Source organism: Microbacterium sp. F1-18 (assembly GCF_052921305.1).
Map to the genome: position 1 here is coordinate 308,570 of NZ_JBREVD010000003.1, position 22,246 is coordinate 330,815.

Annotated in this window: 19 protein-coding genes; 7 read left to right on the plus strand and 12 right to left on the minus strand. The window is 69.9% G+C overall.

The genetic code is table 11. From position 1 onward, the window contains the following. Window positions 1–27 precede the first annotated feature (27 nt). The 4 genes from ACU6RU_RS10155 (at window position 28) to pflA (ending at window position 5,671) form a co-directional block, all read left to right on the plus strand. Window positions 28–723, plus strand: coding sequence for a DUF1775 domain-containing protein (locus ACU6RU_RS10155; RefSeq protein WP_446726469.1), 696 nt, complete (start codon window positions 28–30; stop codon window positions 721–723). Between the two features lie 66 nt (window positions 724–789). Beyond that, window positions 790–2,397, plus strand: coding sequence for a Mur ligase family protein (locus ACU6RU_RS10160; protein ID WP_446726470.1), 1,608 nt, complete (start codon window positions 790–792; stop codon window positions 2,395–2,397). 182 nt (window positions 2,398–2,579) lie between these two features. Further along, a complete protein-coding gene (pflB, locus tag ACU6RU_RS10165) occupies window positions 2,580–4,853 on the plus strand; it encodes a formate C-acetyltransferase (RefSeq protein WP_446726471.1) in 2,274 nt (757 codons plus the stop codon). 14 nt (window positions 4,854–4,867) lie between these two features. Beyond that, on the plus strand, window positions 4,868–5,671 hold the full coding sequence (gene pflA, locus ACU6RU_RS10170) for a pyruvate formate-lyase-activating protein (protein WP_446726636.1): 804 nt from the start codon (window positions 4,868–4,870) through the stop codon (window positions 5,669–5,671). 9 nt (window positions 5,672–5,680) lie between these two features. On the opposite strand, the gene dxr is transcribed toward pflA, so the two are convergent. Next, complete coding sequence (gene dxr / locus ACU6RU_RS10175) at window positions 5,681–6,766, minus strand: 1-deoxy-D-xylulose-5-phosphate reductoisomerase (RefSeq protein ID WP_446726472.1); 1,086 nt, start codon at window positions 6,764–6,766, stop codon at window positions 5,681–5,683. Between the two features lie 40 nt (window positions 6,767–6,806). After that, window positions 6,807–7,784 carry an FKBP-type peptidyl-prolyl cis-trans isomerase gene (locus ACU6RU_RS10180; protein ID WP_446726473.1) on the minus strand — a complete coding sequence of 326 codons (978 nt, stop codon included), beginning with the start codon at window positions 7,782–7,784 and terminating at the stop codon, window positions 6,807–6,809. A 232-nt stretch (window positions 7,785–8,016) separates the two neighbouring features. Here ACU6RU_RS10180 and ACU6RU_RS10185 point away from each other — a divergent pair, with 232 nt between their 5' ends. Continuing rightward, window positions 8,017–8,820 carry a lysophospholipid acyltransferase family protein gene (locus tag ACU6RU_RS10185; RefSeq protein ID WP_396652171.1) on the plus strand — a complete coding sequence of 268 codons (804 nt, stop codon included), beginning with the start codon at window positions 8,017–8,019 and terminating at the stop codon, window positions 8,818–8,820. A 9-nt stretch (window positions 8,821–8,829) separates the two neighbouring features. Here ACU6RU_RS10185 and ACU6RU_RS10190 read toward each other — a convergent pair whose 3' ends face one another. Next, on the minus strand, window positions 8,830–9,309 hold the full coding sequence (locus ACU6RU_RS10190; protein WP_120264828.1) for an OsmC family protein: 480 nt from the start codon (window positions 9,307–9,309) through the stop codon (window positions 8,830–8,832). Between the two features lie 52 nt (window positions 9,310–9,361). On the opposite strand from ACU6RU_RS10190, the gene ACU6RU_RS10195 reads away from it, so the two are divergent. Together ACU6RU_RS10195 and ald are read left to right on the plus strand one after the other, a co-directional pair. Beyond that, window positions 9,362–10,351 (plus strand): asparaginase, encoded by a 990-nt coding sequence (locus tag ACU6RU_RS10195; protein WP_120264827.1) that lies wholly within the window; start codon window positions 9,362–9,364, stop codon window positions 10,349–10,351. Window positions 10,352–10,385: 34 nt separating this feature from the next. After that, the gene (gene ald / locus ACU6RU_RS10200; RefSeq protein ID WP_446726474.1) at window positions 10,386–11,501 is read left to right on the plus strand and encodes an alanine dehydrogenase; all 1,116 of its coding nucleotides are present in this window, start codon (window positions 10,386–10,388) and stop codon (window positions 11,499–11,501) included. Here the strand turns inward: ald and ACU6RU_RS10205 are convergent. The 9 genes from ACU6RU_RS10205 to atpA all read right to left on the minus strand — a co-directional run bounded on the left by ACU6RU_RS10205 (window position 11,459) and on the right by atpA (window position 22,199). Continuing rightward, window positions 11,459–14,215, minus strand: a complete 2,757-nt coding sequence (locus ACU6RU_RS10205; RefSeq protein WP_446726475.1) for an FtsK/SpoIIIE domain-containing protein — start codon at window positions 14,213–14,215, stop codon at window positions 11,459–11,461. The two genes, ald and ACU6RU_RS10205, sit on opposite strands and share 43 nt — an antisense overlap. A gap of 67 nt (window positions 14,216–14,282) precedes the next feature. Continuing rightward, window positions 14,283–15,107, minus strand: a complete 825-nt coding sequence (locus tag ACU6RU_RS10210) for a PP2C family protein-serine/threonine phosphatase (protein WP_120264824.1) — start codon at window positions 15,105–15,107, stop codon at window positions 14,283–14,285. Between the two features lie 72 nt (window positions 15,108–15,179). Beyond that, the gene (locus tag ACU6RU_RS10215) at window positions 15,180–16,163 is read right to left on the minus strand and encodes an aldo/keto reductase (protein WP_446726476.1); all 984 of its coding nucleotides are present in this window, start codon (window positions 16,161–16,163) and stop codon (window positions 15,180–15,182) included. 85 nt (window positions 16,164–16,248) lie between these two features. Next, a complete protein-coding gene (locus ACU6RU_RS10220) occupies window positions 16,249–16,980 on the minus strand; it encodes a large exoprotein (RefSeq protein WP_446726477.1) in 732 nt (243 codons plus the stop codon). Window positions 16,981–17,089: 109 nt separating this feature from the next. After that, window positions 17,090–17,842 (minus strand): YaaA family protein, encoded by a 753-nt coding sequence (locus ACU6RU_RS10225; RefSeq protein ID WP_446726478.1) that lies wholly within the window; start codon window positions 17,840–17,842, stop codon window positions 17,090–17,092. 69 nt (window positions 17,843–17,911) lie between these two features. Further along, window positions 17,912–18,169 carry a F0F1 ATP synthase subunit epsilon gene (locus ACU6RU_RS10230; protein ID WP_023955192.1) on the minus strand — a complete coding sequence of 86 codons (258 nt, stop codon included), beginning with the start codon at window positions 18,167–18,169 and terminating at the stop codon, window positions 17,912–17,914. Between the two features lies 1 nt (window position 18,170). Further along, the gene (atpD, locus tag ACU6RU_RS10235) at window positions 18,171–19,616 is read right to left on the minus strand and encodes a F0F1 ATP synthase subunit beta (protein ID WP_094260016.1); all 1,446 of its coding nucleotides are present in this window, start codon (window positions 19,614–19,616) and stop codon (window positions 18,171–18,173) included. 21 nt (window positions 19,617–19,637) lie between these two features. Then, window positions 19,638–20,540: a F0F1 ATP synthase subunit gamma gene (locus ACU6RU_RS10240; RefSeq protein WP_023955196.1), complete on the minus strand. Its 903-nt coding sequence runs from the start codon at window positions 20,538–20,540 to the stop codon at window positions 19,638–19,640. A gap of 18 nt (window positions 20,541–20,558) precedes the next feature. Next, window positions 20,559–22,199 (minus strand): F0F1 ATP synthase subunit alpha, encoded by a 1,641-nt coding sequence (gene atpA, locus ACU6RU_RS10245; RefSeq protein ID WP_289329924.1) that lies wholly within the window; start codon window positions 22,197–22,199, stop codon window positions 20,559–20,561. Window positions 22,200–22,246: the final 47 nt, after the last annotated feature.

Here is a 22,246-nt window from a genome sequence, read left to right on the forward strand (position 1 = left end):
GCCATCCGCATGTTCTGAGAGACGACAATGACCCGCAACATCACCGCGCGCAGCCGCGCCCGCTTGGCCGTCGGCGTGACCGCCGGCGCAGCCCTCGCCCTCGCCCTCCCGCTCGCCGCATCCGCACACGTCCACGTGACGCCGGAAGAGGTCGCGGCGAACGGATCCACCCGCATCGACTTCTCGTTCAGCCACGGCTGCGACGGGTCGCCCACGACCGCGCTCGTCGTCGACGTCCCCGCCGAGGCGCAGGGTGCGACGCCCGTCGTCGACGGTGCATGGACCATCACCACCGAGGCGGGCGAGGACGGCATCCCCACCCGCATCACCTACACGGCGGTCGCCCCCATCCCCGACGCGTATGCGGCCTCGGCCGGTATGAACGTGATCTTCCCCGGCTCGGCCGAGGGCGAGAGCTTCGCCTTCCCCGTCACGCAGCAGTGCGAGACGGGCGAGGCCGCCTGGGTGCAGGTCGCCGAGGACGGCCAGGATCCGGACGACCTCGAGTACCCGGCTCCGGTCGTCGTGGTCGGCGCGGCTGCGGCCGATTCCCACGGCGGCCACGGTGACGGCGGCCACTCGTCGGCCGACGGTGCCGCTGACGGCGAGGCCGCCGCAGCATCCCCTGCCGCAGCCGACCCGCTGCCGATCTGGCTCTCCGCCGGTGCCCTCGTCGTCGCCGCCGCCGCGCTCGTCCTGACGATCACCCGCCGACGCGCCTGAGGCACACCCGGGGCGGCGCGTCAATCGACGCCGCCGCCCCGGAACCGGGGTGAGACAATGGTGGCAATGCCTACCGACGCCCCGAACCTCCCTCCCGTCCTCCGCCCCGAGAGTCCGCCGCGCCGCTCCCTGACCGAGCTCGCGGCCCACGTCGGCGGCAGGATCGTCGGCGATGCTTCCGACGTATCCGTCACGGGCATCACGCTCGCAACGGCGGACCTGCGCCCGGGGGAAGCGTTCGTCGCGATCCGCGGCGCCGTGCGACACGGGGCCGAGTTCGCGAAGCAGGCGGCCGAGACGGGCGCCACGGCGATCGTCACCGACGACCGAGGCGCCGAGCTCGCCGCCGATGCCGGCCTGCCGATCGTCGTGGTCGACGATCCCCGGGCGCGCTTGGGCGACCTGTCGGCCTGGGTCTACGGCACCGGCCGCGAGGACCGGCTGCCGCTGCTGCTCGCGACGACCGGCACGAACGGCAAGACGAGCGTGTCGCACCTGATCGAAGGCATCCTCGGACAGCTCGGCGCGGTGACGGGGCTCTCCTCGACAGCCGAGCGACACATCGCGGGCGAGGTGATCGTGTCGCGGCTCACGACCCCCGAGGCCTCGGAGTTCCACGCGTTGCTCGCTCTCATGCGCGAGCGCGGCGTCGAAGCGGTCGCGGTCGAGGTGAGCGCACAGGCGCTGACCCGGCACCGTGTCGACGGCGTCGTCTTCGACGTCGCCGGCTTCACCAACCTCACGCACGATCACCTCGACGACTACCGCGACATGGCGGAGTACTTCGAGGCGAAGCTCCCCCTCTTCCGCGCAGACCGGGCACGGCGCGGCGTGGTGTGCCTCGACTCCGACGCCGGCGTGCAGATCGTCGCGCGCGCCGAGATCCCGGTGACGACGATCATCACGCCCGCGATCGCCGAGACGCCCTCGTCACCGGCGGACTGGACGGTCGAGATCGTCGAGGAACGGCAGAACGGCACGGAGTTCCGGCTCATCGGCGCCGACGGCCGGCGACTGACCACGACGGTGCCGGTCATCGGGCGGCACATGGCGGCCAACGCCGGCCTCGCGATCGTCATGCTGCTCGAAGGCGGCTACGCGTGGGAGACGCTCGTCGGCGCACTCGACGGGCGGCGCATCGAGGCGCACCTCCCCGGGCGGACTCAGCGCGTGTCGGGCGATCGCGGACCGGCCGTCTACGTCGACTTCGGCCACTCCCCCGACGCTTTCGAGAAGACCCTCGCGGCCGTGCGACGCGTCACCCCCGGAACCGTCGTCATGGTCTTCGGGGCCGACGGCGACCGTGACAAGACGAAGCGCCACGACATGGGCGCGACGGCCGTCCTCGGCAGCGACATCCTGATCGTGACCGATCACCACCCGCGATTCGAGGATCCCGACGCGATCCGCGCGACCCTGCTCGAGGGTGCTCGGCGAGCGCGCCCGGATGCCGACATCCGCGAATCGTCACCGCCGGAGAAGGCGATCGTCGAAGCCGTGTCGCTCGTCGGCGACGGTGACGCGATCCTGTGGGCCGGTCCCGGGCACCAGGACTACCGCGACATCCGCGGCGTCCGCACCCCGTACTCCGCTCGAGAGCTCGCACGTCGAGCACTGCGGGACGCCGGCTGGCCGGTGCCCGAACCCAGCTGGGACGTGCCATACGCCGACTGAGCGTGTTTGTGGTCGGACCACTGTGAAAAATCGTGGGTCTCTCGCCGTGCTGTCGCTCCCGTGCACGATTCCTCCACCCCCTGCGGGTGCGGCGTAGCGTCGGCCACAGGCACGCCGCGGCAGGCACGACCAGCGCCTTCCCCGCTCCCCGGCGGGCCTTCCGACAGGACGAAGGACCCACGATGAGCACAGTCATCCCGACCACGACAGCACACGACGACGACGCGGTCCCCACCGCGTGGGCGGGCTTCGCCCCGGGCCCGTGGCAGGACGACATCGACGTCCGTGACTTCATCCAGCGCAACTACGAGCCCTACACCGGCGACGCGTCGTTCCTCATGGGGCCGACCGCGCGCACGACGGGGCTCTGGGAGACGCTCAGCGAGATGTTCCCCGCCGAGCGCGAGCGCGGCGTGTACGACGTCGACGCTCTCACCCCCTCGACCATCACATCGCATGCTCCGGGCTACATCCGCCAGGAGGACGAGCTGATCGTCGGCCTCCAGACCGATGCGCCCCTGCGCCGCGCGATCATGCCCAACGGCGGGTGGCGCATGGTCAAGGGAGCCCTCGAGACCTACGGCTACCCCGTCGACCCCACGCTCGAGACGATCTTCACGCGCTACCGCAAGACGCACAACGACGGCGTCTTCGACGTCTACCCGCCGGCCGTCCGCCGCGCCCGCAGCAGCCACATCATCACGGGCCTCCCCGATGCCTACGGCCGCGGCCGGATCATCGGCGACTACCGACGCGTCGCCCTGTACGGCACCGACGCGCTCGTGGCCGCGAAGAACGTCGAGCGGGCCGAGCTCGACATGCACCCCTCGACGGAGAACATCCTGCGCTCGCGCGAGGAGAACGCCGAGCAGATCCGCGCCCTGCACGAGCTCGCCGAGATGGCCGCCTCGTACGGGTTCGACATCACCCGGCCCGCCGCCACCGCCCGCGAGGCGATCCAGTGGCTGTACTTCGCCTACCTCGGAGCGGTGAAGGAGCAGAACGGCGCAGCGATGAGCTTCGGTCGCAACACCGCGTTCCTCGACGCGTACATCCAGCGCGACATGGCGCGCGGCATCCTCACCGAGGTGGAGGCGCAGGAGCTCGTCGACGACCTCGTCATCAAGCTGCGTATCGTGCGGTTCCTCCGCACGCCCGAGTACGACGCGCTGTTCTCGGGCGACCCCACCTGGGTGACCGAGTCGATCGGCGGCGTCGGCGAAGACGGACGCACCCTCGTGACCAAGACGGCATTCCGCTTCCTGCAGACGCTCTACAACCTCGGCCCCGCCCCCGAGCCGAACCTGACGGTGCTGTGGACCGACGCCCTTCCCGACGGGTTCAAGGAGTTCTGTGCGCGGGTCTCGATCGACACCTCGTCGATCCAGTACGAGTCCGACGACCACATCCGCGCGCTGTGCGGCGACGATGCGGCGATCGCGTGCTGCGTGTCGCCGATGACGGTCGGCAAGCAGATGCAGTTCTTCGGGGCTCGGGTCAACCTCGCCAAGACCCTCCTGTACGCCATCAACGGCGGACGCGACGAGGTGAGCGGCAAGCAGATCGCGCCGGCCGCCGCCCCGGTCTCGGGAGACGTGCTCGGGTACGACGACGTGCGCGAGCGCTTCCGGGTCATGATGGAGTGGCTCGCCGAGACCTACGTCGACGCGCTCAACTGCATCCACTTCATGCACGACAAGTACGCATACGAACGCCTCGAGATGGCTCTGCACGACGGCAACGTCCTCCGGACCATGGCATGCGGCATCGCCGGGCTCTCCGTCGCCGCCGACTCGCTCTCGGCCATCAAGTACGCGACCGTCGAGCCGGTGCGCGATGCGTCGGGGCTCATCGTCGACTACCTCGTCCACGGCGACTTCCCCACCTTCGGCAACGACGACGACCGCGTCGACGAGATCGCCCGCGAACTCGTTTCGGACTTCATGTCCATGATCCGCAAGCACCAGACGTACCGCGACGCGGTGCACACCCAGTCGGTGCTGACGATCACGTCGAACGTCGTGTACGGCAAGGCCACGGGCAACACCCCCGACGGTCGCCGTGCCGGTCAGCCCTTCGCCCCGGGCGCGAACCCCATGAACGGACGAGACACGCACGGGATGCTGGCGGCCGCGCTGTCGGTCGCGAAGCTGCCGTTCGACCAGGCGCAGGACGGCATCTCGCTGACCACGACGGTGACGCCGGGCGGACTGGGGCGTACGCCCGACGAACGGGTACGCAACCTCGTGGGTCTGCTCGATGCGCAGATGGCCTCGGACGGCTACCACCTCAACGTCAACGTCCTGACGCGCGAGACCCTCGAGGATGCGATGGTCAACCCCGACAAGTACCCGCAGCTGACCATCCGAGTGTCCGGCTACGCGGTCAACTTCGTGCGACTGACCCGTGAGCAGCAGCTCGACGTGCTCAGCCGCACCTTCCACACGGGGGTCTGACTCCCGTGTCCGCCATCCTGGTGCCGGGTGAAGCCTGCACCGCCGATCTGAGCGATCCCCGTCATGACCGTCTCGCCGCACGACGGTCCGGGCACGTCGCGAGTGTGCACTCCTGGGAGCTCGTCACTTCCGTGGACGGCCCCGGCACCAGGATGACTCTCTTCCTCGCGGGATGTCCGCTGCGGTGCCAGTACTGCCACAACCCCGACACCTGGCGTCAGCGCGACGGCGAGCTCACCTCCCTCGACGACATCGTCGCCCGTCTGCGCCGGTACCTGCCGGTCTTCCGGGCGACAGGAGGGGGGCTGACGATCTCCGGAGGCGAGCCGCTGCAACAGGCGGCCTTCGTCACGCGTCTGGCCCGGGCCGCCACCGAGCTCGGTGTCCACGTCGCCATCGACACATCGGGCAACCTCGGCCGCGCCGCATCCGATGCGCTGCTCGACGACGTCTCGCTCGTCCTGCTCGACGTGAAGTCCGGGCTGCCCGACACCTACCGCGAGGTCACCGGCCGCGACCTGCAGCCGACGATCGAGTTCGGCGACCGCCTCGCGGCCCGCGGCACTCCGGTGTGGGTGAGGTTCGTGCTCGTCCCCGGCCTCACGGATGCCGTCCCGAACGTCGACGCCGTCGCCAACATCGTCGCCCGGTGGCAGAACGTGCAGCGGGTCGAGGTCCTGCCGTTCCATCAGATGGGCACGTCGAAGTGGGAGCGTCTGGGAATCCCCTATCCGCTCGCCGGTCGCCCGACGCCGGATGCGGAACTGCTCGCGCGGGTCCGCGGCCAGTTCGCCGATCGCGGTCTCACCGTGTACTGACGGTGAGCGTCACTCGACCACGCTGATCGCTCGGTCTGCGGCGCTCCGCGCCCACGCCTCCGCCTCCGCGAGCGACTCCCGGGTGAGCTCGCCCGGCGGACGGTGCGCGTCGACCACGCGTTCGACGGTCTCCACGATGCCGAGGAAGCCCAGGGCGCCCGCGTGGAACGCCTCGACGGCCTGCTCGTTCGCGGCGTTGAACACCGCCGGGTAAGTTCCGCCCGCGCGCCCTACCCGTTTCGCGAGCGCGACCGCCGGGAACGCGGAGTCGTCGAGCGACTCGAAGGTCCACTCGCTCGCGCGGGTCCAGTCCAGCGGAGACCCCACTCCCGCGACCCGGCGCGGCCAGTCGAGGCCGAGCGAGATCGGGAGACGCATGTCGGGCGGCGAGGCCTGGGCGATGGTGGACCCGTCGATGAACTCGACCATCGAGTGGACGACCGACTGAGGGTGCACCACGACGTCGATGCGGTCGTAATCCACACCGAACAGCAGGTGCGCCTCGATGACCTCGAGCCCTTTGTTGACGAGGGTCGCCGAGTTGGTGGTCACGACGCGTCCCATGTCCCAGGTCGGGTGGGCGAGGGCCTGGGCAGGGGTGACGGTGGCCAGCTCGTCGCGACGCCGGCCGCGGAACGGCCCGCCGGATGCCGTGAGCACGAGCCGTCGCACCTCGTCGGGCGTGCCTGATCGCAGCGCCTGTGCGATCGCGGAGTGCTCCGAGTCGACCGGGACGATCTGACCGGGCGCGGCGAGCGACGTGACGAGCTCGCCCCCGACGATCAGCGACTCCTTGTTCGCCAGCGCCAGCGTGCGACCCGACTCGAGCGCAGCCAGGGTCGGCCCCAGCCCGACCGAGCCCGTGATGCCGTTGAGCACGACGTCGGCCTCGACATCACGGACGAGACGTTCCGCATCGGCCGCGCCGAGGGCGGTTCGGGTCACACCGAATCGCGCCGCCTGCTCTTCGAGCATCCGAGCGTTCGAGCCGGCGGCGAGCCCGACGACCTCGAACCGGTCACGACGGGAGTCGATGACATCGAGCGCTTGCGTCCCGATCGATCCGGTGGAGCCGAGGATGAGGACGCGACGCATGCCGTCAGCCTAGGTGCTGCGGCCGTGCTGACGGGGGCCGTCAGCCTGCGGCGGGAACGGGGGTGCGCTGGACGCCCAGGATGTCGACGACGAAGACGAGTGTCTCGTTCTGGAGCTCGCTGCCCTCCTGCGCACCGTAACCCGCAGCGGGCGGGATGACGACGAGCACCTGCGAACCGACCTGCTGCCCCTCGAGCGCCTGCTGGAATCCGGCGACCACACCGGTCGTCGGGAAGGCCGCGGGCTGGCCGCGGTCCCAGCTGGAGTCGAAGACCGACCCGTCCGACCACTTCACACCGGTGTACTGCACGAAGGCGGTGTCACCCGGCTGAACGGTGGCACCGTCGCCGGTCTTGAGGTCGGCCAGCTGCACCTCGGGCGGAGCGTCGGTGCCGGGCAGGGTGATGGTGGGGGCGCCGTTCTCGGCCAGCTCGACCGTCGGCATCCCGTCGACCGGCGCCTGGTCGGTTCCGGTCGCGCGCGTCGGAAGCTTCTCGACGCCCTCCGCCACGACGACGACGGCTGTGCGTCCCTCGCCGAAGGCCGAGCCGGGGATCGCGAGCGCCGCGGTCGATCCGAGCGGAGCGCATTCGAGGGCCGCGACGAACACCGAATACTGCTGGGGGTCGAGCAGCACCGGCACCAGGCCCGAGTCGTCGGGCGAGGTGTCGCGCGACTGCTCGAGCAGCTCACCGGTCGCACCGTCGTAGATCGCGTAGGAGCCCGAGACGAGGTCGCCGGAGACGAGGTCGTCGCCGTCGCCGCGGGTCGTGAGCGTGCGCTCGATCTCCGTCGGCTCAAGGCCCGGGTCGACCTTCGCGGTCAGCTCGGGCGCCGAACCCGACACCTCGATGCTGTCGGAGGCCTCCCCCGGCTGGGCGTTCACGAGGCATTGCTCCGATGCGCCGGAAGCGTTCGGGCTGGGCGACTCGGTGGCAGAGTCGCCACTCGCGCAGCCGGCGAGCGCAAGCGCCGAGACGGCGACGACGGACAGAGCGGCGAACGGGCGCAGACGCACGGAGAACCTCTTCGATCGGGGAGACGGAGTCCTCATCCTCTCGCACGAGCATCGGTGTGCGCTGAGAACGCGCGAGCCGACGCGAGTGGCGCCTCAGCCGATGCCGACACGACCACTCGCGTCGGGTCGTCGTTCATCGGCGCCGCTGCAGCACAGACGTGGTGCGCGGACCGGGGGCGGAGCGCGCGTGCACAACATGTCCACGGAGTCATGCGTTCCGCAGTAGCCTCGTCTGGTGAACGCTGACGCAACCGAGCCGCAGTCCGGCGAGCCCGGCGAGCACGACGAAGCCGCAGCCGCCGTCGAAGCAGTCCCGGGAATCGGACTCACCTATGTGATCGGACGGTGGGTGCTCGCGCCCCTGGCGCGCATGATCTACCGGCCGCGCATCGAGGGCCGCGAGAACTTCCCCCGCAAGGGCGCTGTCATCCTGGCGAGCAACCACCTGTCGTTCATCGACTCCTTCATCATCCCGATGGCCTCACCGCGTCCCGTGCGGTTCCTCGCGAAGTCGAGCTACTTCGACGGCACCGGCTTCCGCGGCTGGCTGTCGCGAGAGTTCTTCTACGCCGCGGGCGCGTTCCCGGTCCGTCGCGGTGCTGGACAGGCCGCGCTCGATGCCCTGGATCAGCAGAAGAAGATGCTCGACGCGGGATGGTCGACCGCGCTCTACCCCGAGGGCACGCGTTCGCTCGACGGCCGCCTCTACAAGGGCCGCACCGGTGTCGCGTTCCTCGCGCTGCAGACCGGTGCGCCCGTCATCCCCGTCGGACTCGTCGGAACGAGCGAGATCATGCCCGTCGGAGCGAAGTTCCCGCGGCTGCGCCCGCGCGTGACCGTCCGATTCGGCGCGCCGCTCGACCTGAGCCACCACGGCTCGGCTGACTCCGGTCGCGCTCGTCGCAACGCCACCGATGAGATCATGGCCGCGATCCACGCCCTGTCGGGTCAGGAACTGGCAGGCGCGTACAACGAGGCCCCGCCGCAGAACACCGTCGAGCGGATCAAACAGGCCCTGCCGCACGAACGCCGCTGACCCGGCCGATCACTCCGCGCCCGAGACGACGATCGTCGGTTCGTGTCGCACCGGGAAGTTCACCGAGTTCGCGATGAAGCACCACGCGTTCGCCTGCGCGTGAGCCTCGAACGCGGCTTCGCGCATCGACGCTTCGGCGACGACGACCCGGGGCCGCAGCACGACCTCCGCGAACGCCCCACCGCCACGCCCGTCTTCGCGCATCGTCCCCGTCGCGTCATCCGTATAAGCGACCACGACCACGCCGGCCGTCACGCAGGCGTGCAGATACGACAGCAGATGGCACTCGGAGAGCGCAGAGAGGAGGAGGTCCTCGGGATTCCACCGGGTCGGGTCGCCTCGGAACGGCTTGTCGCTCGACGCGGCGAGAGCCGGCTTGCCGTCGATGCTCAGCGTGACGGCGCGGTCATAGTCTCGGTAACCGCTGGTTCCGGTGCCACGATTCCCGGTCCATTCGGCCCGCACGGAGTATCGATGCTCGCCCAACATGCGGACAGTCTGACACGGCGCATGGCGGGGCCCGCGACGGTAGGCTGTCGGGGTGCCGCAGACCTTCGCCGTTCCCGCCGCCGTCGAACTCGCGGTCGTCGAGCGCAGCGGTTTCATCGAGTCGCGCCACGCCGGCGCAGCGGTCGTCCTCGGTGCGGACGGCACCCCGATCCGAACCCTCGGCGACGTCGACGCCCCGATCCTCCCCCGCTCGACCCTGAAGCCCTTGCAAGCGCTCGCCAGCATGACCGCGGGAGCCACCCTCGAAGGCGAACGACTCGGCCTCGCGACAGCCAGCCATTCGGGAACCGACCGGCACGTCTCCGTGGTGCGCGACATCCTGAACGAAGCCGGCCTGGGCGAGGACGACCTCGGATGCCCTCCCGCCTGGCCGGGCGACACCGCGACGCGCGATGAGATCGTGCGCGAGCTCGGTGCCCCCACCCGCATCCGGATGAACTGCTCCGGCAAGCACGCCGCGATGCTCGCCGCATGCGTCGCGAGCGGTTGGGACACCAGGACGTACCTCGACCCCGACCACCCCCTCCAGGTGCACACCCGCGAGGTGATCGAGCGGCTGACCGGCACCAAGGCGTCGGCAATGGCGATCGATGGATGCGGCGCCCCGGTGTACGCGATGAGCCTCATCGCGCTCGGGCGCGCGATCCAACGCATCGGCACCGCGAGCGAACGATCGCCGTTCGCCCTGCACCGCATGGCCGGCGCTCTCGTGCGGGCGGTTCGTGAGAACCCGTGGACCATCGACGGTCCCGGTCGGCCCGACACCGTCGCGATCGAACGACTCGGCGTCTTCGCGAAGACCGGGGCGGAGGGCGTGCTCGTGATGGTCGCTCCCGACGGCACGACGGCTGCGCTGAAGGTGCTCGACGGCAACGGCCGCGCGGCGTCGGCGATCGCCCTCACTCTGCTCGTGCGGGCCGGGGCGCTCGAAGCCGCTCCCGTGGCCCGTGTGATCTCTCATCTCCCGCTGACCGTGCTCGGCGGCGGACAGAACGTCGGCATCATCCGGCCGACGGTGTAGCGGCTCCTCACGAGGGAGCGCAGAAAGGACTGCCATGCGCATCAGCGTTCCGAGTGAGGTCAAGAACAACGAGTATCGCGTCGCACTCACCCCGGCGGGTGTCCACGACCTCGTCGTCAACGGTCACGACGTGTTCGTCCAGCGTGGCGCCGGCGAGGGTTCGTCGCTGCCCGACGCGGAGTACGCAGACGCGGGTGCGGTGCTGCTCGACGACGCCGACGAGGTCTGGGCCCGTGCTGAGCTGCTGCTCAAGGTCAAAGAGCCGATCGCGAGCGAGTACCACCGCTTCCGCGATGATCTGGTGCTGTTCACCTACCTTCACCTCGCGGCCGACCGACCGCTCACCGACCGCCTGATCGAGAGCGGCATGACGGCGATCGCCTACGAGACCGTGCAGCTCCCCGGCGGGAGCCTGCCGCTTCTCGCGCCGATGAGCGAGGTCGCCGGCCGCCTGGCCCCGATGGTGGGAGCCTCCACGTTGCTGCGCTCCGCCGGGGGTCTCGGTCTGCTGATGTCCGGGGTGCCCGGAACCCGACCCGCCACGGTCACCGTCATCGGCGGTGGGGTGGCGGGGGCGAACGCCGCGTACATCGCCGCAGGGCTCGGCTCGGATGTCACGATCTTCGACACCAACATCCAGCGTCTCCGTTTCCTCGACGATCACTTCCAGGGTCGTGTCAAGACCGCCGCCTCCAACCCGCTCGATCTCGAACGGTCGGTCGTGGCTTCCGATCTCGTGATCGGCTCGGTACTGATCCCCGGTGCGAAGGCGCCCAAGCTCGTGCGCAACGAGACCGTCGCACGCATGCGGCCGGGCTCGGTGCTGGTCGACATCGCCGTCGACCAGGGCGGCTGCTTCGAGGACACCCGGCCGACGACGCACGCAGACCCCACCTTCCGCGTGCACGACACGGTGTTCTACTGCGTGGCCAACATGCCCGGCGCCGTGCCCAACACCTCGACCTCGGCGCTGACGAACGCCACGCTCCCCTACGTTCGGCAGATCGCCCGCCACGGCTGGCGGCAGGCGCTGCGAGCCGACGGCGCGCTCGCGGCCGGACTCAACACCACCGCTGGACGGGTCGTCAACGCCGGCGTGGCAGCGGCTCACGGCATCACGGCGGACTCGTCGGCCGACGCACTGGGCTGAGCGGCAGCACTGAGCGGCAGCACGACCCGTCGGACGCGATCGGTCCGGGTATCGATCATCCAGCCACGTCGGCGACCGGGAGCAGCGTACGGCGGCAGCTCTCGGTTGCCGGTGACGAGGCGGAAGTCGCCTGCGCTCGCGGCGTCGACGACGAGCTGACAGCGTCCCTGCGCGCCGGCCGCGGCCGCGCGCCAACGGCCCATCCATGCCTCCGGAGTGCCCCACACCACTCTGCCTGGCCGTAGGGAGGTCGTCTGGTCGACGGTGGAGATCTCGACCCCCTGCTCGCGCCAGTGATCGAGCAGGGCATGCGTGGCGCCCGTCGGGGGTGCGACGAACGCCGTGGCGCAACGCGGCTCGAAAACACCGGGTCCCCCAGCGTCATGGCGGAGCGGGCGGGATTCGCCGGGATCCGCGAACTGGACGAGAGCCCCGCTCCACCTCCCCCGCCCCGCGGGTGCCGAGGGGTCGTGGTGCGACGCGTCGCCGCCGAAGGCGACGTGCTCCGAGCGCGACACCGCGGTGAGTACGGCACGATCGGGCAGGTGGTCGACGATCCTGCCGACGGCCCCGGTGACGCGCTGTGCCGCGCACACGAACTGGATACCGCGAGAACGCGCATCACGTGCGACACGTTCCAGCATCGTGGCAGCGGCAGCGCTGTAGTCGTCGGGCAGTGAGCCGAGCAGGCGGTCGAGGTCGTCGACGACGATGACCCACCCTTCCGGAACATCGTCGAGAACGGCGATGACGTCCCACGCGCTCTCGAGGTCGGCCGGCACCCAGCACACCTGCCCGGGTGACACCTGCGCGGCGATGGTCCGCAGCAGCGTCGTCCGCCCCGAGCCCGCGCGGCCGAGGACGGCGGCCCCCGGCGCACGCCGATCGAGCACCACGGCGCGCCGGCGCTGCTCGGCGGGCTCGTCTGCCAGGCCGAGGACCACCGCATCCTCCTGCCTCAGCCCGGCGAGCTCGATACGGTCGGGCAGCGGCGGCAGCCAGGGGCGACGGGCGGGGTGCGCTCCGGCCGCCGCACGGGCGATGTCCTCGATCGCCGCCCGCGGGCACCGACTCACGCGGACCAGGAGCGGTTGCGCGTCGGCCGGCCGCCTCACCAGAGCTGCCCCACGGTCATCGCGTCCGCCGGGCAACGCGGCGGCCTCGGCCGAGCCGAGCACCGCGCGGGATTCGGCGACATCCGACACGCGCAGCGCGATCCGCAGCGGCGCATTGGCGAGCACCGCTTCGCGGAACCCCGCCGCGCGCTGCGTCGCCAGCACGAGGTGCATCCCGAGCGCACGCCCCCGGGCGGCGATATCGGCGAACACGTCGTGCATCGCCGGATGGGCCGCCGTCAGCGCGGCGTACTCGTCGACGACGACCACCAGCCGCGGCAGCGCGTCGTCCGTCTCGGCGATGTCGCGTGCCCCGAGCTCGGCGAGAACCCGCTCGCGATGCCGGACCTCGGCGCGGAGGCTCTCGATCGCGCGCACCGCGTTGCGTTCGTCGAGGTCGGTCACGACACCGGCCACATGCGGCAGACACGAGAGAGCGTCGAACGCACGGCCGCCCTTGAAGTCGATGAGGAGGAAGTTCACCTGTGCCGGTGGAAGGCGTCGCGCCAGCGCCGCGATCCAGGTCACGAGCAGCTCGCTCTTCCCACTGCCGGTGACCCCCACCACGACCGCATGCGGCCCGTCCTCGACGAGGTCGATCTCGACCGGCTCGCCACGGCCCGCGCCGAGGACGGCGGTGAGTCCCGCACCGCGCGGCGTCGGCAGCTCATCGAAGGTCAGACTCGCCGTGTGATCCGCAGCCACCGCCGCAGCGCGCTCCCGAAGCAGCGCGACGGTCCCCGCCGCCTGCTCGCGCCCGATCGATTCGGGGCGGATGGTCGTGGACGAGCCACCGTACCCGAGCACTGCGTCGTCGACGCCGGTCACCCGCACGACGGCCCCGCACCGGGGCGGCGGAGCAGCGGAATCTGCGCACACGATCACGATGTCGGCGTCGGGAGGCGGAGCACCCGTCCCCCACCAGAGCCGCAATCCCCCGGGCGTCGAGGTGTGCGGGAGGTCACGGGCCCAGTCCTCCGGCGCGGCGACGACCGAGACCTCGCCGGGCGCGTGGACGAGGCAGATCTGCAGCACCAGAGCGCGCGCGATCGATGCCGCGGGAGCGACGGACCCGACGACGGCGACTCCAGCCTCGAGCGGCACGGTGACCGGGGCCTGCCGAACCGTCGCGGCGGCCCGTCGGAAGGCCGGCGGCGCGTCACCCTCGACACCCGTGTGCGACGGCGCATCACCCGATCCCACGACCAGCACCTCGCGCCCCGGCCTCGGCCGCCAGAGGTCATCCGGCGCGACCAGAAGGCCGGCGAGACCGGGCGTCGCACGCCACCGATCCGCTCGCTCGACCGCATGCCGTTCGTCGAGCTCCGCGTGCGCCGCTCGGAGGTCCGCCTCGGCGCGAGCCGCGGACCGGCGCCTCTCTCGACGGGCCACCCGCGCCCCGTCGAGGAGCGTCGCGACCGCGACGAGGGGCCCCAACGCGGCGAACCAGAGCACGGTAGGCGACCCGGTGATCTGCCAGAGGATGACGGCACCCGCAGCCGGAACGACGAGCGCCCACACGGGGAACGGAGGCCGCTGCGGATCAGGCCGCAGTGAAGGGAACCGGATGGGGGCGTCGAGCGAGACCGTCGGATGCACGTATGCGAGTCAAGCGACACCCGCACCCTGCGCGCGGCCGATCACCGCGAATGCGGGAAGGCCGGACTCAGCCCGCGCTCGGGGAGGAGCCGTCGGAGGAGTCGTCGGACGAATCGTCCGAGGCGCCCACGACGTGCGCGTCGAGCACGATGATCGTCACGTTGTCGCGACCGCCGTTCTCGAGGGCGGCGGTCATCATGGCGGACACCGCCGCAGCGGGGTCGTCGTTCTCGAGCAGGAAATGCAGGATGCCGTAGTCGGTGAGCTCTTTCGTCAGCCCGTCGCTGCAGATCACGAAGCGGTCGCCGTCCACGACGTCGAGGCGCACATAGTCGGGCGTCACACCGTCGCTCGGCCCGACCGCACGGGTGATGACGTTGCCGTACGGGTGCTGCTCCGCCTCTTCGGGGCTGAGGCGTCCGGCCGCGACGAGCTCCTGAACCACCGAGTGGTCGGTCGTGACCTGGGCGATGGCCTGGTCGCGCAGCAGATAAACCCTGGAATCGCCGATGTTGAGCGTCGTCCACTGCGGTTCGCCGTCGACGATGTCGAGGTAGACGCCCGTGACGGTCGTGCCGGTTCCATCGTCGGTCGTCTCGGGGTGATCGGCGATGTCGCCGACCGCGCGTTCGAGCGCCTCTTCGATGTCTTCGGGGGTGACCACACCGCGGTCGGCGACGCCGCGCAGGCGTTCGACGGCGCTCGCACTGGCGATCTCACCGCCGATATGCCCACCCATGCCGTCGGCGACGATGAACAGCGGATACTGCGCGAGAACGGCATCCTGGTTGCTGTCGCGACGACGTCCGGTGTCGGTCGCGGCGGCCCACCGGAGTTCGATCGCACCGGACGGGACGTCCACGATCCGGGATTGGGTCGTGGGGTCGGGCACGCTGTCACTCTTCTTTCGTCGACGGATGGGCGTGTCACACTCTAGTGGACGCACCCGTGGAGCGGGATTTGGTCAGCCGGCGGCGGGATCCGACGGCAGCGGGAAGAGCGCGTCGATGGTGGCCAGCTCATCGACGCTGGGATGCCACGCCGAGGCCGCCGCAGCGTTCGAGCGTACCTGCTCGGCCGAGGTCGCCCCGGCGATCACGCTGCTCAGCGCCGGCTGCGCCAGAAGCCAGCCGAACGTCGCCTGCACCATCGTGATCCCCCGTTCGTCGCAGAACGACCGGTAGGCGTCGATCGCATCCCACGGTGCGTTCTCCCACAGGTGACGCCGCTCCCGCGCGACCCGTGAGTCGGCCGGGATGTGGTCGCGCGTGAACTTTCCGGTCAGCAGACCGTTGTGCAGCGGGAAGTACGGCAGAAAGCCGCGCCCGAAGTGCCGAACGGCCGGGAGCACTTCGCGCTCGGCGGCGCGGGCGAGCAGGCTGTAGTGGTTCTGGGCCGAGATGAAGGGCACATCTCCGCGGGCGCGCGCGACGGCCTCGGCCTCGGCGACCTGCCACCCCGCGAAATTGGAGTGCCCGATGTAGCGGACCTTGCCCTCGCGGACGAGCTCCGACAGCGCATCGAGCGTCTCTTCGATCGGCGTCTCGGGGTCGGGGGTGTGCAACTGATAGAGGTCGATCCAGTCCGTCTGGAGGCGTTCGAGCGACGCCTCCACCGCACGGCGGACGTACACGCGCGATCCCTTGGCGCCAGGCAGCCCCAGGTCGACGGCGCTGTGGCCGAACTTCGTCGCCACGACGACGCGGTCCCGACGCCCCCGCAGGGCCTCGCCCATCAGCGTCTCGGAGAGACCGGGCTCGCCGCCGTAGATGTCGGCGGTGTCGAAGAAGGTGATGCCGGCGTCGAGGGCCGCGTCGAGCACCTCGACTGTTCCGTCCAACGTCTGCGTGGGCGTCCCGCGTCGACCGAAGTTGTTGCATCCCAGCCCGACGGCCGAGACGAGGAGGCCGGAGGATCCGAGTCGGCGGGTCTGCACTGCGTCGTCCATCCCTCCACGCTAGACCCCCCGTGCGCGATCTCGGCGCGCGAGACGACGAGGAGCCCCCGTCTTTCGACGAGGGCTCCTCGGGTGCTCACTGCCGCGGCGCGTCCGGAGCGGGGGGCTCGGTCGTCGGCGGCGTGACCGGCGGCTGCGCGGCCGGGGGCGGGTAGGCACCTGCCGGGGGCGCCGGCGGCGCTGCGGGAGGCGGGTAGGAACCGGCCGGCGGGGCGCTGGACGCAGCGGGAGGAGCGTAACCGGCTCCTGCGGCTCCGTAGGCGCCCGCAGCGGGCGCGGCTCCCCCGTCGGGCTGCACGGGGATGCCCTGCCAGACCGTCGTGTCGCGCAGGAACGAGGTACGCCACGGCGACGGCTGGATGTTCGGGTTCCAGGGCGAGCTCGAGAAGGCTGCGATGCCCAGCCAGATCAGCGAGCCGAGGCCGGGGATGATGTAGAGCAGGACGAGCGGCCAGTCCTTGCCGACCTTCTGCCCGACGCGGACGCTCGCGAGAGCCAGGGCGACGAGGGCGAGGTATCCGAAGATGAAGCCGATGGCCGGGATGTTGCTCAGCACGCCTGTCGCGATGATCGCGCCCAGCATGACCCAGGGCGAGAGGTCGCCGAGCTTCGCGAAGACCATCTCGCGGTAGAACGGCACCCAAGCGCGCCATTTGCCCTGCACGCCGGCCTTTTCGAAGATCTTCATGTAGAAGAACGAGCTGATGATGTAGCCCGCGAGCAGAAGGATCAGGAAGATGGGAAGGAGCAGCAGGACGAGCGCGAAGAGAGCCCCCGCCCCCGCACCGTCGTCGTAGTAACCCGGCATGAACGACCTCCTCAGTCGTGACCTGGACGACGCGCTCGCGTCATCGGTCGCCGCTCATGCTAGCGAAACACGCGCCCCCGCGTGGTCTTTGACGGGGGCACGATACCGATCAGACGACGAGTTCGAGCTCGGCGGATCCTGCCGCCTCTCGCAGCGCCCATCCGTTCGCGTCCGCCCAGGCGATGAGATCGGCCTGTGACCCCACCACAGCGGACGACAACGCGAGAGCGCGAGTGAACTCGCCTTTGGCGTGCTTGTTGAAATGGTTCAGGGCGCGCACAGTACCGTCGGCACCCGCCGAGACGACGCGAACGAAGGCCGACGGCACCTCCGCGGGCACGGGGGCGAGCGCGACGTAGGCCTCCGAGCGCAGATCGAGCACGAACGACGCGTTCAGCTCGCCCAGGGCTGCGGAGCCGGCCGCAGCCCAGTGACGGCGGAGCGGCGGGATGCCGGGAAGCGCTGTTCCGGCCGCGAGACGATAGGCCGGAATCGGGTCGAGCGCGGCGACCGGCCCGAACGGCGCCGATTGAATGAGCACATGCTCGCCGAGCCAGGCGCGCGCCGCGGGGCCGAGGCTCGCCGAGTCCAGGGCGTCGAACAGCACGCCGCTGTAGCGGTCGACCGCAGGCATCGTCGGAGCGGTCTTCAGCCCGGCGTTCACGGCGATCTCGCCCAGCTGGCGGGCACCGAGCTTCAGCACCCGCGCCGCGGCATCCGGATCGCGCGACAGCTCGACCAGCGCGTCGACCGCTGCGCGCCGCTGGGGTGCGAGCTGCGGAAGCGCGAGCTCGTCCATGACGAGCGGCCCGCCTGTGCCGCCGGCACGCTTGGTCTCGGAGGGCGGTAGCAGCACCAGCATCCGGAGTCTCCCTTCACACGCGAGAGACCGCACCCCGGAGGGTGCGGTCTCTCGTAGACGCGGTACAGGTCAGGCCAGAGCGGCGTTCCCGGCCACGATGGTGAGCTCGTCGCCCTCCATCGACAGGAAGCCGTCCTGCGCGTTGGCGACGATCTTCTCGCCGCCAGGCTGCGTGATGCGCACCTGGCCCTCGGCGAGGATCGCGAGCACCGGCTCGTGACCCGCCATGAAGCCGATCTCGCCCTCGACGGTCTTGGCCACGACGAGGGATGCCTCACCCGACCAGACCTCCGCCTCGGCGGAGACGAGCGTGACCGTCAGAGCCATGTCAGCTGTTCTCCTTCTGGATCTTCGCCCACTTCTCTTCGACGTCGCCGATACCGCCGACGTTGAAGAAGGCCTGCTCGGCCACGTGGTCGAAGTCACCCTTGACGATCGCGTCGAACGACTCGATCGTCTCCTTGATCGGGACCGTGGAGCCCTCGACACCGGTGAACTTCTTCGCCATGTAGGTGTTCTGCGAGAGGAACTGCTGGATGCGGCGCGCGCGCGACACGACGATCTTGTCCTCTTCGGAGAGCTCGTCGACACCGAGAATCGCGATGATCTCCTGCAGTTCCTTATTCTTCTGGAGGATCTGCTTCACGGCGGTCGCGACGCGGTAGTGGTCCTCGCCGATGTAGCGCGGGTCGAGGATGCGGCTCGTCGAGCTCAGCGGGTCGACGGCCGGGTAGAGACCCTTCGACGCGATCTCGCGCGAGAGCTCGGTCGTCGCGTCGAGGTGCGCGAAGGTCGTCGCCGGAGCCGGGTCGGTGTAGTCGTCGGCGGGGACGTAGATCGCCTGAAGCGAGGTGATCGAGTGGCCACGGGTCGAGGTGATGCGCTCCTGGAGCACACCCATCTCATCGGCCAGGTTGGGCTGGTAGCCCACCGCGGACGGCATACGGCCGAGCAGCGTCGAGACCTCGGAGCCGGCCTGCGTGAAGCGGAAGATGTTGTCGATGAACAACAGCACGTCCTGCTTCTGCACGTCGCGGAAGTACTCGGCCATGGTCAGGGCCGACAGGGCGACGCGCAGACGCGTTCCCGGCGGCTCGTCCATCTGGCCGAAGACGAGGGCGGTCTTGTCGAAGACGCCCGCCTCCTCCATCTCGTGGATGAGGTCGTTGCCCTCACGGGTGCGCTCACCGACACCGGCGAACACCGACACACCGCCGTGGTCCTGCGCGACGCGCTGGATCATCTCCTGGATGAGGACGGTCTTGCCGACGCCGGCACCACCGAAGAGGCCGATCTTTCCACCCTGAACGTAGGGGGTGAGCAGGTCGATGACCTTGATGCCGGTCTCGAACATCTGGGTCTTCGACTCGAGCTGGTCGAAGCTCGGGGCCTGACGGTGGATGCCCCAGCGCTCGGTGACCTCGATGGTCTCGCCCTCGGCGGCGTTGAGAACGTCGCCCGTGACGTTGAAGACCTTGCCCTTGGTGACGTCGCCCACGGGCACCGTGATGGGGCCGCCGGTGTCGCGCACTTCCTGGCCGCGGACCATGCCGTCGGTCGGCTTCAGCGAGATCGCTCGGACGAGGTCGTCGCCGAGGTGCTGAGCGACCTCGAGGGTGATCTCGGTCGACTCGCCATCGATCGTGATGGTGGTCTTGAGCGCGTTGTAGATGTCGGGGATCGAGTCGTGCGGGAACTCGATGTCGACGACGGGGCCGGTGACGCGCGCAACGCGGCCGACGACCGACGTGGCTTCGGCAGTGACGGTGGTCATGTCTGTCTCTTTCGGTTGGTCTTACTTGCCCGACGCCAGAGCGTCGGCGCCGCCGACGATCTCGGCGATCTGCTGAGTGATCTCGGCCTGGCGAGCGTTGTTGCGCAGGCGGGTGTAATCGGTGATGAGCTTGTCGGCGTTGTCGCTCGCCGACTTCATCGCCTTCTGCGTCGCGGCGTGCTTCGCGGCGGACGACTGGAGCAGCGCGTTGAACACGCGGCTCTGGACGTAGACCGGAAGCAGCGCATCGAGCACCGTCTCGGGATCGGGCTCGAACTCGTACAGCGGGTAGACCGGAGCCTGGTCCGCTGTCGCAGCGTCGGCCTCGACGACCTCGAGCGGCAGCAGACGCACTGCTTCAGGCGTCTGCGTCATCATGCTGACGAAGCGGTTGTACACGAGGTGGATCTCGTCGACTCCGCCGTCTTCGCCGCCCTGAGCGTAGGCGTCGAGGAGGGCCCCGGCGACCTGCTCAGCGGTGCTGAAGTGCGGTGTGTCGGTGTCGCCCGTCCACTCGCCCGCAGCCCGCATCCGACGGAACTGGAAGTACCCGACGGCCTTGCGGCCGATGAGGTAGTAGTCCACTTCCTTGCCCTGCGACCGCAGCAGCTCGGCCAGCTCGAGACCCTCGCGGAGGATCTGCGAGTTGAACGCGCCGGCGAGGCCGCGGTCGGAGGCGAAGATGACGACCGCCGAGCGACGGATGGTCTCGCGCTCGGTCGTCAGCGGGTGCTCGACGTCGGAGTGGGTCGCCACCGCGGAGACGGCACGCGTCACGGCCCGCGCGAAGGGAGAGGATGCGCGGACGCGCCCCATCGCCTTCTGAATGCGCGAAGCCGCGATGAGCTCCATCGCCTTCGTGATCTTCTTGGTCGTCTGAGCAGAACTGATCTTCTGCTTGTAGACCCGGAGTTGTGCGCCCATAGTGTGTCGTCCTCCGCGTCAGCCGCGGCGGCCCTTGACGATCTGCTCCTGGTTCACGTCATCGGCCTCGGCGGCAGCGGTCTCCTCGTGGCCCGGCTTGTTGATGGCCTGGCCCTTTCCGCCCTGGAACTCGAGCACGAACTCGTCGACGACCTTCTCGAGCTCGGCGACGGTGTCGTCGCCCAGCACGTTGGTCTCGCGCAGCGTGTCGAGGATCGACGTGTTGCGCTTGAGGTAGTCGAGCAGCTCGCGCTCGAAGGTGAGGACGTCCTCGACCTCGATCGTGTCGAGCTTGCCGTTGGTCCCCGCCCAGATCGAGACGACCTGCTCCTCGACCGGGTACGGCGAGTACTGCGGCTGCTTGAGCAGCTCGGTCAGACGCGCACCACGCGCCAGCTGACGGCGCGACGCGGCGTCGAGGTCGGACGCGAACATCGCGAACGCCTCGAGCGAGCGGTACTGCGCGAGCTCGAGCTTCAGCGTTCCCGAGACCTTCTTGATCGACTTCACCTGAGCGTCACCACCGACACGCGACACCGAGATACCCACGTCGACCGCGGGACGCTGGTTGGCGTTGAACAGGTCGGACTGCAGGAAGATCTGGCCGTCGGTGATCGAGATCACGTTGGTCGGGATGTAGGCCGAGACGTCGTTGGCCTTGGTCTCGATGATCGGCAGACCCGTCATCGAGCCCGCGCCCAGCTCGTCGGAGAGCTTCGCGCAACGCTCGAGCAGGCGCGAGTGCAGGTAGAAGACGTCACCGGGGTATGCCTCGCGGCCCGGCGGACGACGCAGCAGCAGCGACACGGCACGGTAGGCCTCGGCCTGCTTCGACAGGTCGTCGAAGATGATCAGGACGTGCTTGCCCTCGTACATCCAGTGCTGGCCGATGGCCGAGCCCGTGTAGGGGGCGAGGTACTTGAAGCCGGCGGGGTCGGATGCCGGAGCCGCGACGATCGTCGTGTACTCCATGGCACCGGCGTCCTCGAGCGCGCCCTTCACCGAAGCGATGGTCGAGCCCTTCTGGCCGATGGCGACGTAGATGCAGCGAACCTGCTTGTTGACGTCGCCCGACTCCCAGTTGGCCTTCTGGTTGATGATCGTGTCGATCGCGATGGCCGTCTTACCGGTCTGGCGGTCGCCGATGATCAGCTGACGCTGACCGCGGCCGACGGGGATCATGGCGTCGATGGCCTTGATACCGGTCTGCATCGGCTCGTGGACCGACTTGCGCTGCATGACGCCGGGCGCCTGCAGCTCGAGGGCGCGTCGGCCGGTCGTGGCGATCTCGCCGAGGCCGTCGATCGGGTTGCCGAGCGGGTCGACGACGCGGCCGAGGTAACCCTCGCCGACACCGACCGAGAGCACCTCGCCGGTTCGCGTGACCTTCTGGCCCGCCTGGATCCCGGCGAAGTCGCCGAGGACGACGACACCGATCTCGTGCTCGTCGAGGTTCTGCGCGAGGCCCTCGATGCCGTTCTCGAAACGGACGAGCTCGTTCGCCATGACGCCGGGCAGACCCTCGACGTGGGCGATGCCGTCGGCCGCGTCGACGACGGTGCCGACCTCGGTCGCGGCGGCCCCGGTGGGCTCGTACGCGGCGACGAAGTCTTTCAGCGCGTCACGGATGACATCCGGGCTGATGGACAGTTCTGCCATGGTGTTCCTTCGGTCCTGAGTCTGAGGGTCCGGATGCATCCGGCCGG

Excerpts from the sequence above, each read along its gene's own strand:
- ACU6RU_RS10230 (WP_023955192.1), bottom strand. The coding sequence starts at position 18,169 with ATGGCTCTGACGGTCACGCTCGTCTCCGCCGAGGCGGAGGTCTGGTCG.
- dxr (WP_446726472.1), bottom strand. The coding sequence starts at position 6,766 with ATGCGTCGCGTCCTCATCCTCGGCTCCACCGGATCGATCGGGACGCAA.
- ACU6RU_RS10240 (WP_023955196.1), bottom strand. The coding sequence starts at position 20,540 with ATGGGCGCACAACTCCGGGTCTACAAGCAGAAGATCAGTTCTGCTCAG.
- ACU6RU_RS10225 (WP_446726478.1), bottom strand. The coding sequence starts at position 17,842 with ATGCTGGTGCTGCTACCGCCCTCCGAGACCAAGCGTGCCGGCGGCACA.
- ACU6RU_RS10160 (WP_446726470.1), top strand. The coding sequence starts at position 790 with ATGCCTACCGACGCCCCGAACCTCCCTCCCGTCCTCCGCCCCGAGAGT.
- ACU6RU_RS10215 (WP_446726476.1), bottom strand. The coding sequence starts at position 16,163 with ATGGACGACGCAGTGCAGACCCGCCGACTCGGATCCTCCGGCCTCCTC.
- ACU6RU_RS10155 (WP_446726469.1), top strand. The coding sequence starts at position 28 with ATGACCCGCAACATCACCGCGCGCAGCCGCGCCCGCTTGGCCGTCGGC.
- ACU6RU_RS10220 (WP_446726477.1), bottom strand. The coding sequence starts at position 16,980 with ATGCCGGGTTACTACGACGACGGTGCGGGGGCGGGGGCTCTCTTCGCG.
- ACU6RU_RS10190 (WP_120264828.1), bottom strand. The coding sequence starts at position 9,309 with ATGTTGGGCGAGCATCGATACTCCGTGCGGGCCGAATGGACCGGGAAT.
- atpD (WP_094260016.1), bottom strand. The coding sequence starts at position 19,616 with ATGACCACCGTCACTGCCGAAGCCACGTCGGTCGTCGGCCGCGTTGCG.
- atpA (WP_289329924.1), bottom strand. The coding sequence starts at position 22,199 with ATGGCAGAACTGTCCATCAGCCCGGATGTCATCCGTGACGCGCTGAAA.
- pflB (WP_446726471.1), top strand. The coding sequence starts at position 2,580 with ATGAGCACAGTCATCCCGACCACGACAGCACACGACGACGACGCGGTC.
- ald (WP_446726474.1), top strand. The coding sequence starts at position 10,386 with ATGCGCATCAGCGTTCCGAGTGAGGTCAAGAACAACGAGTATCGCGTC.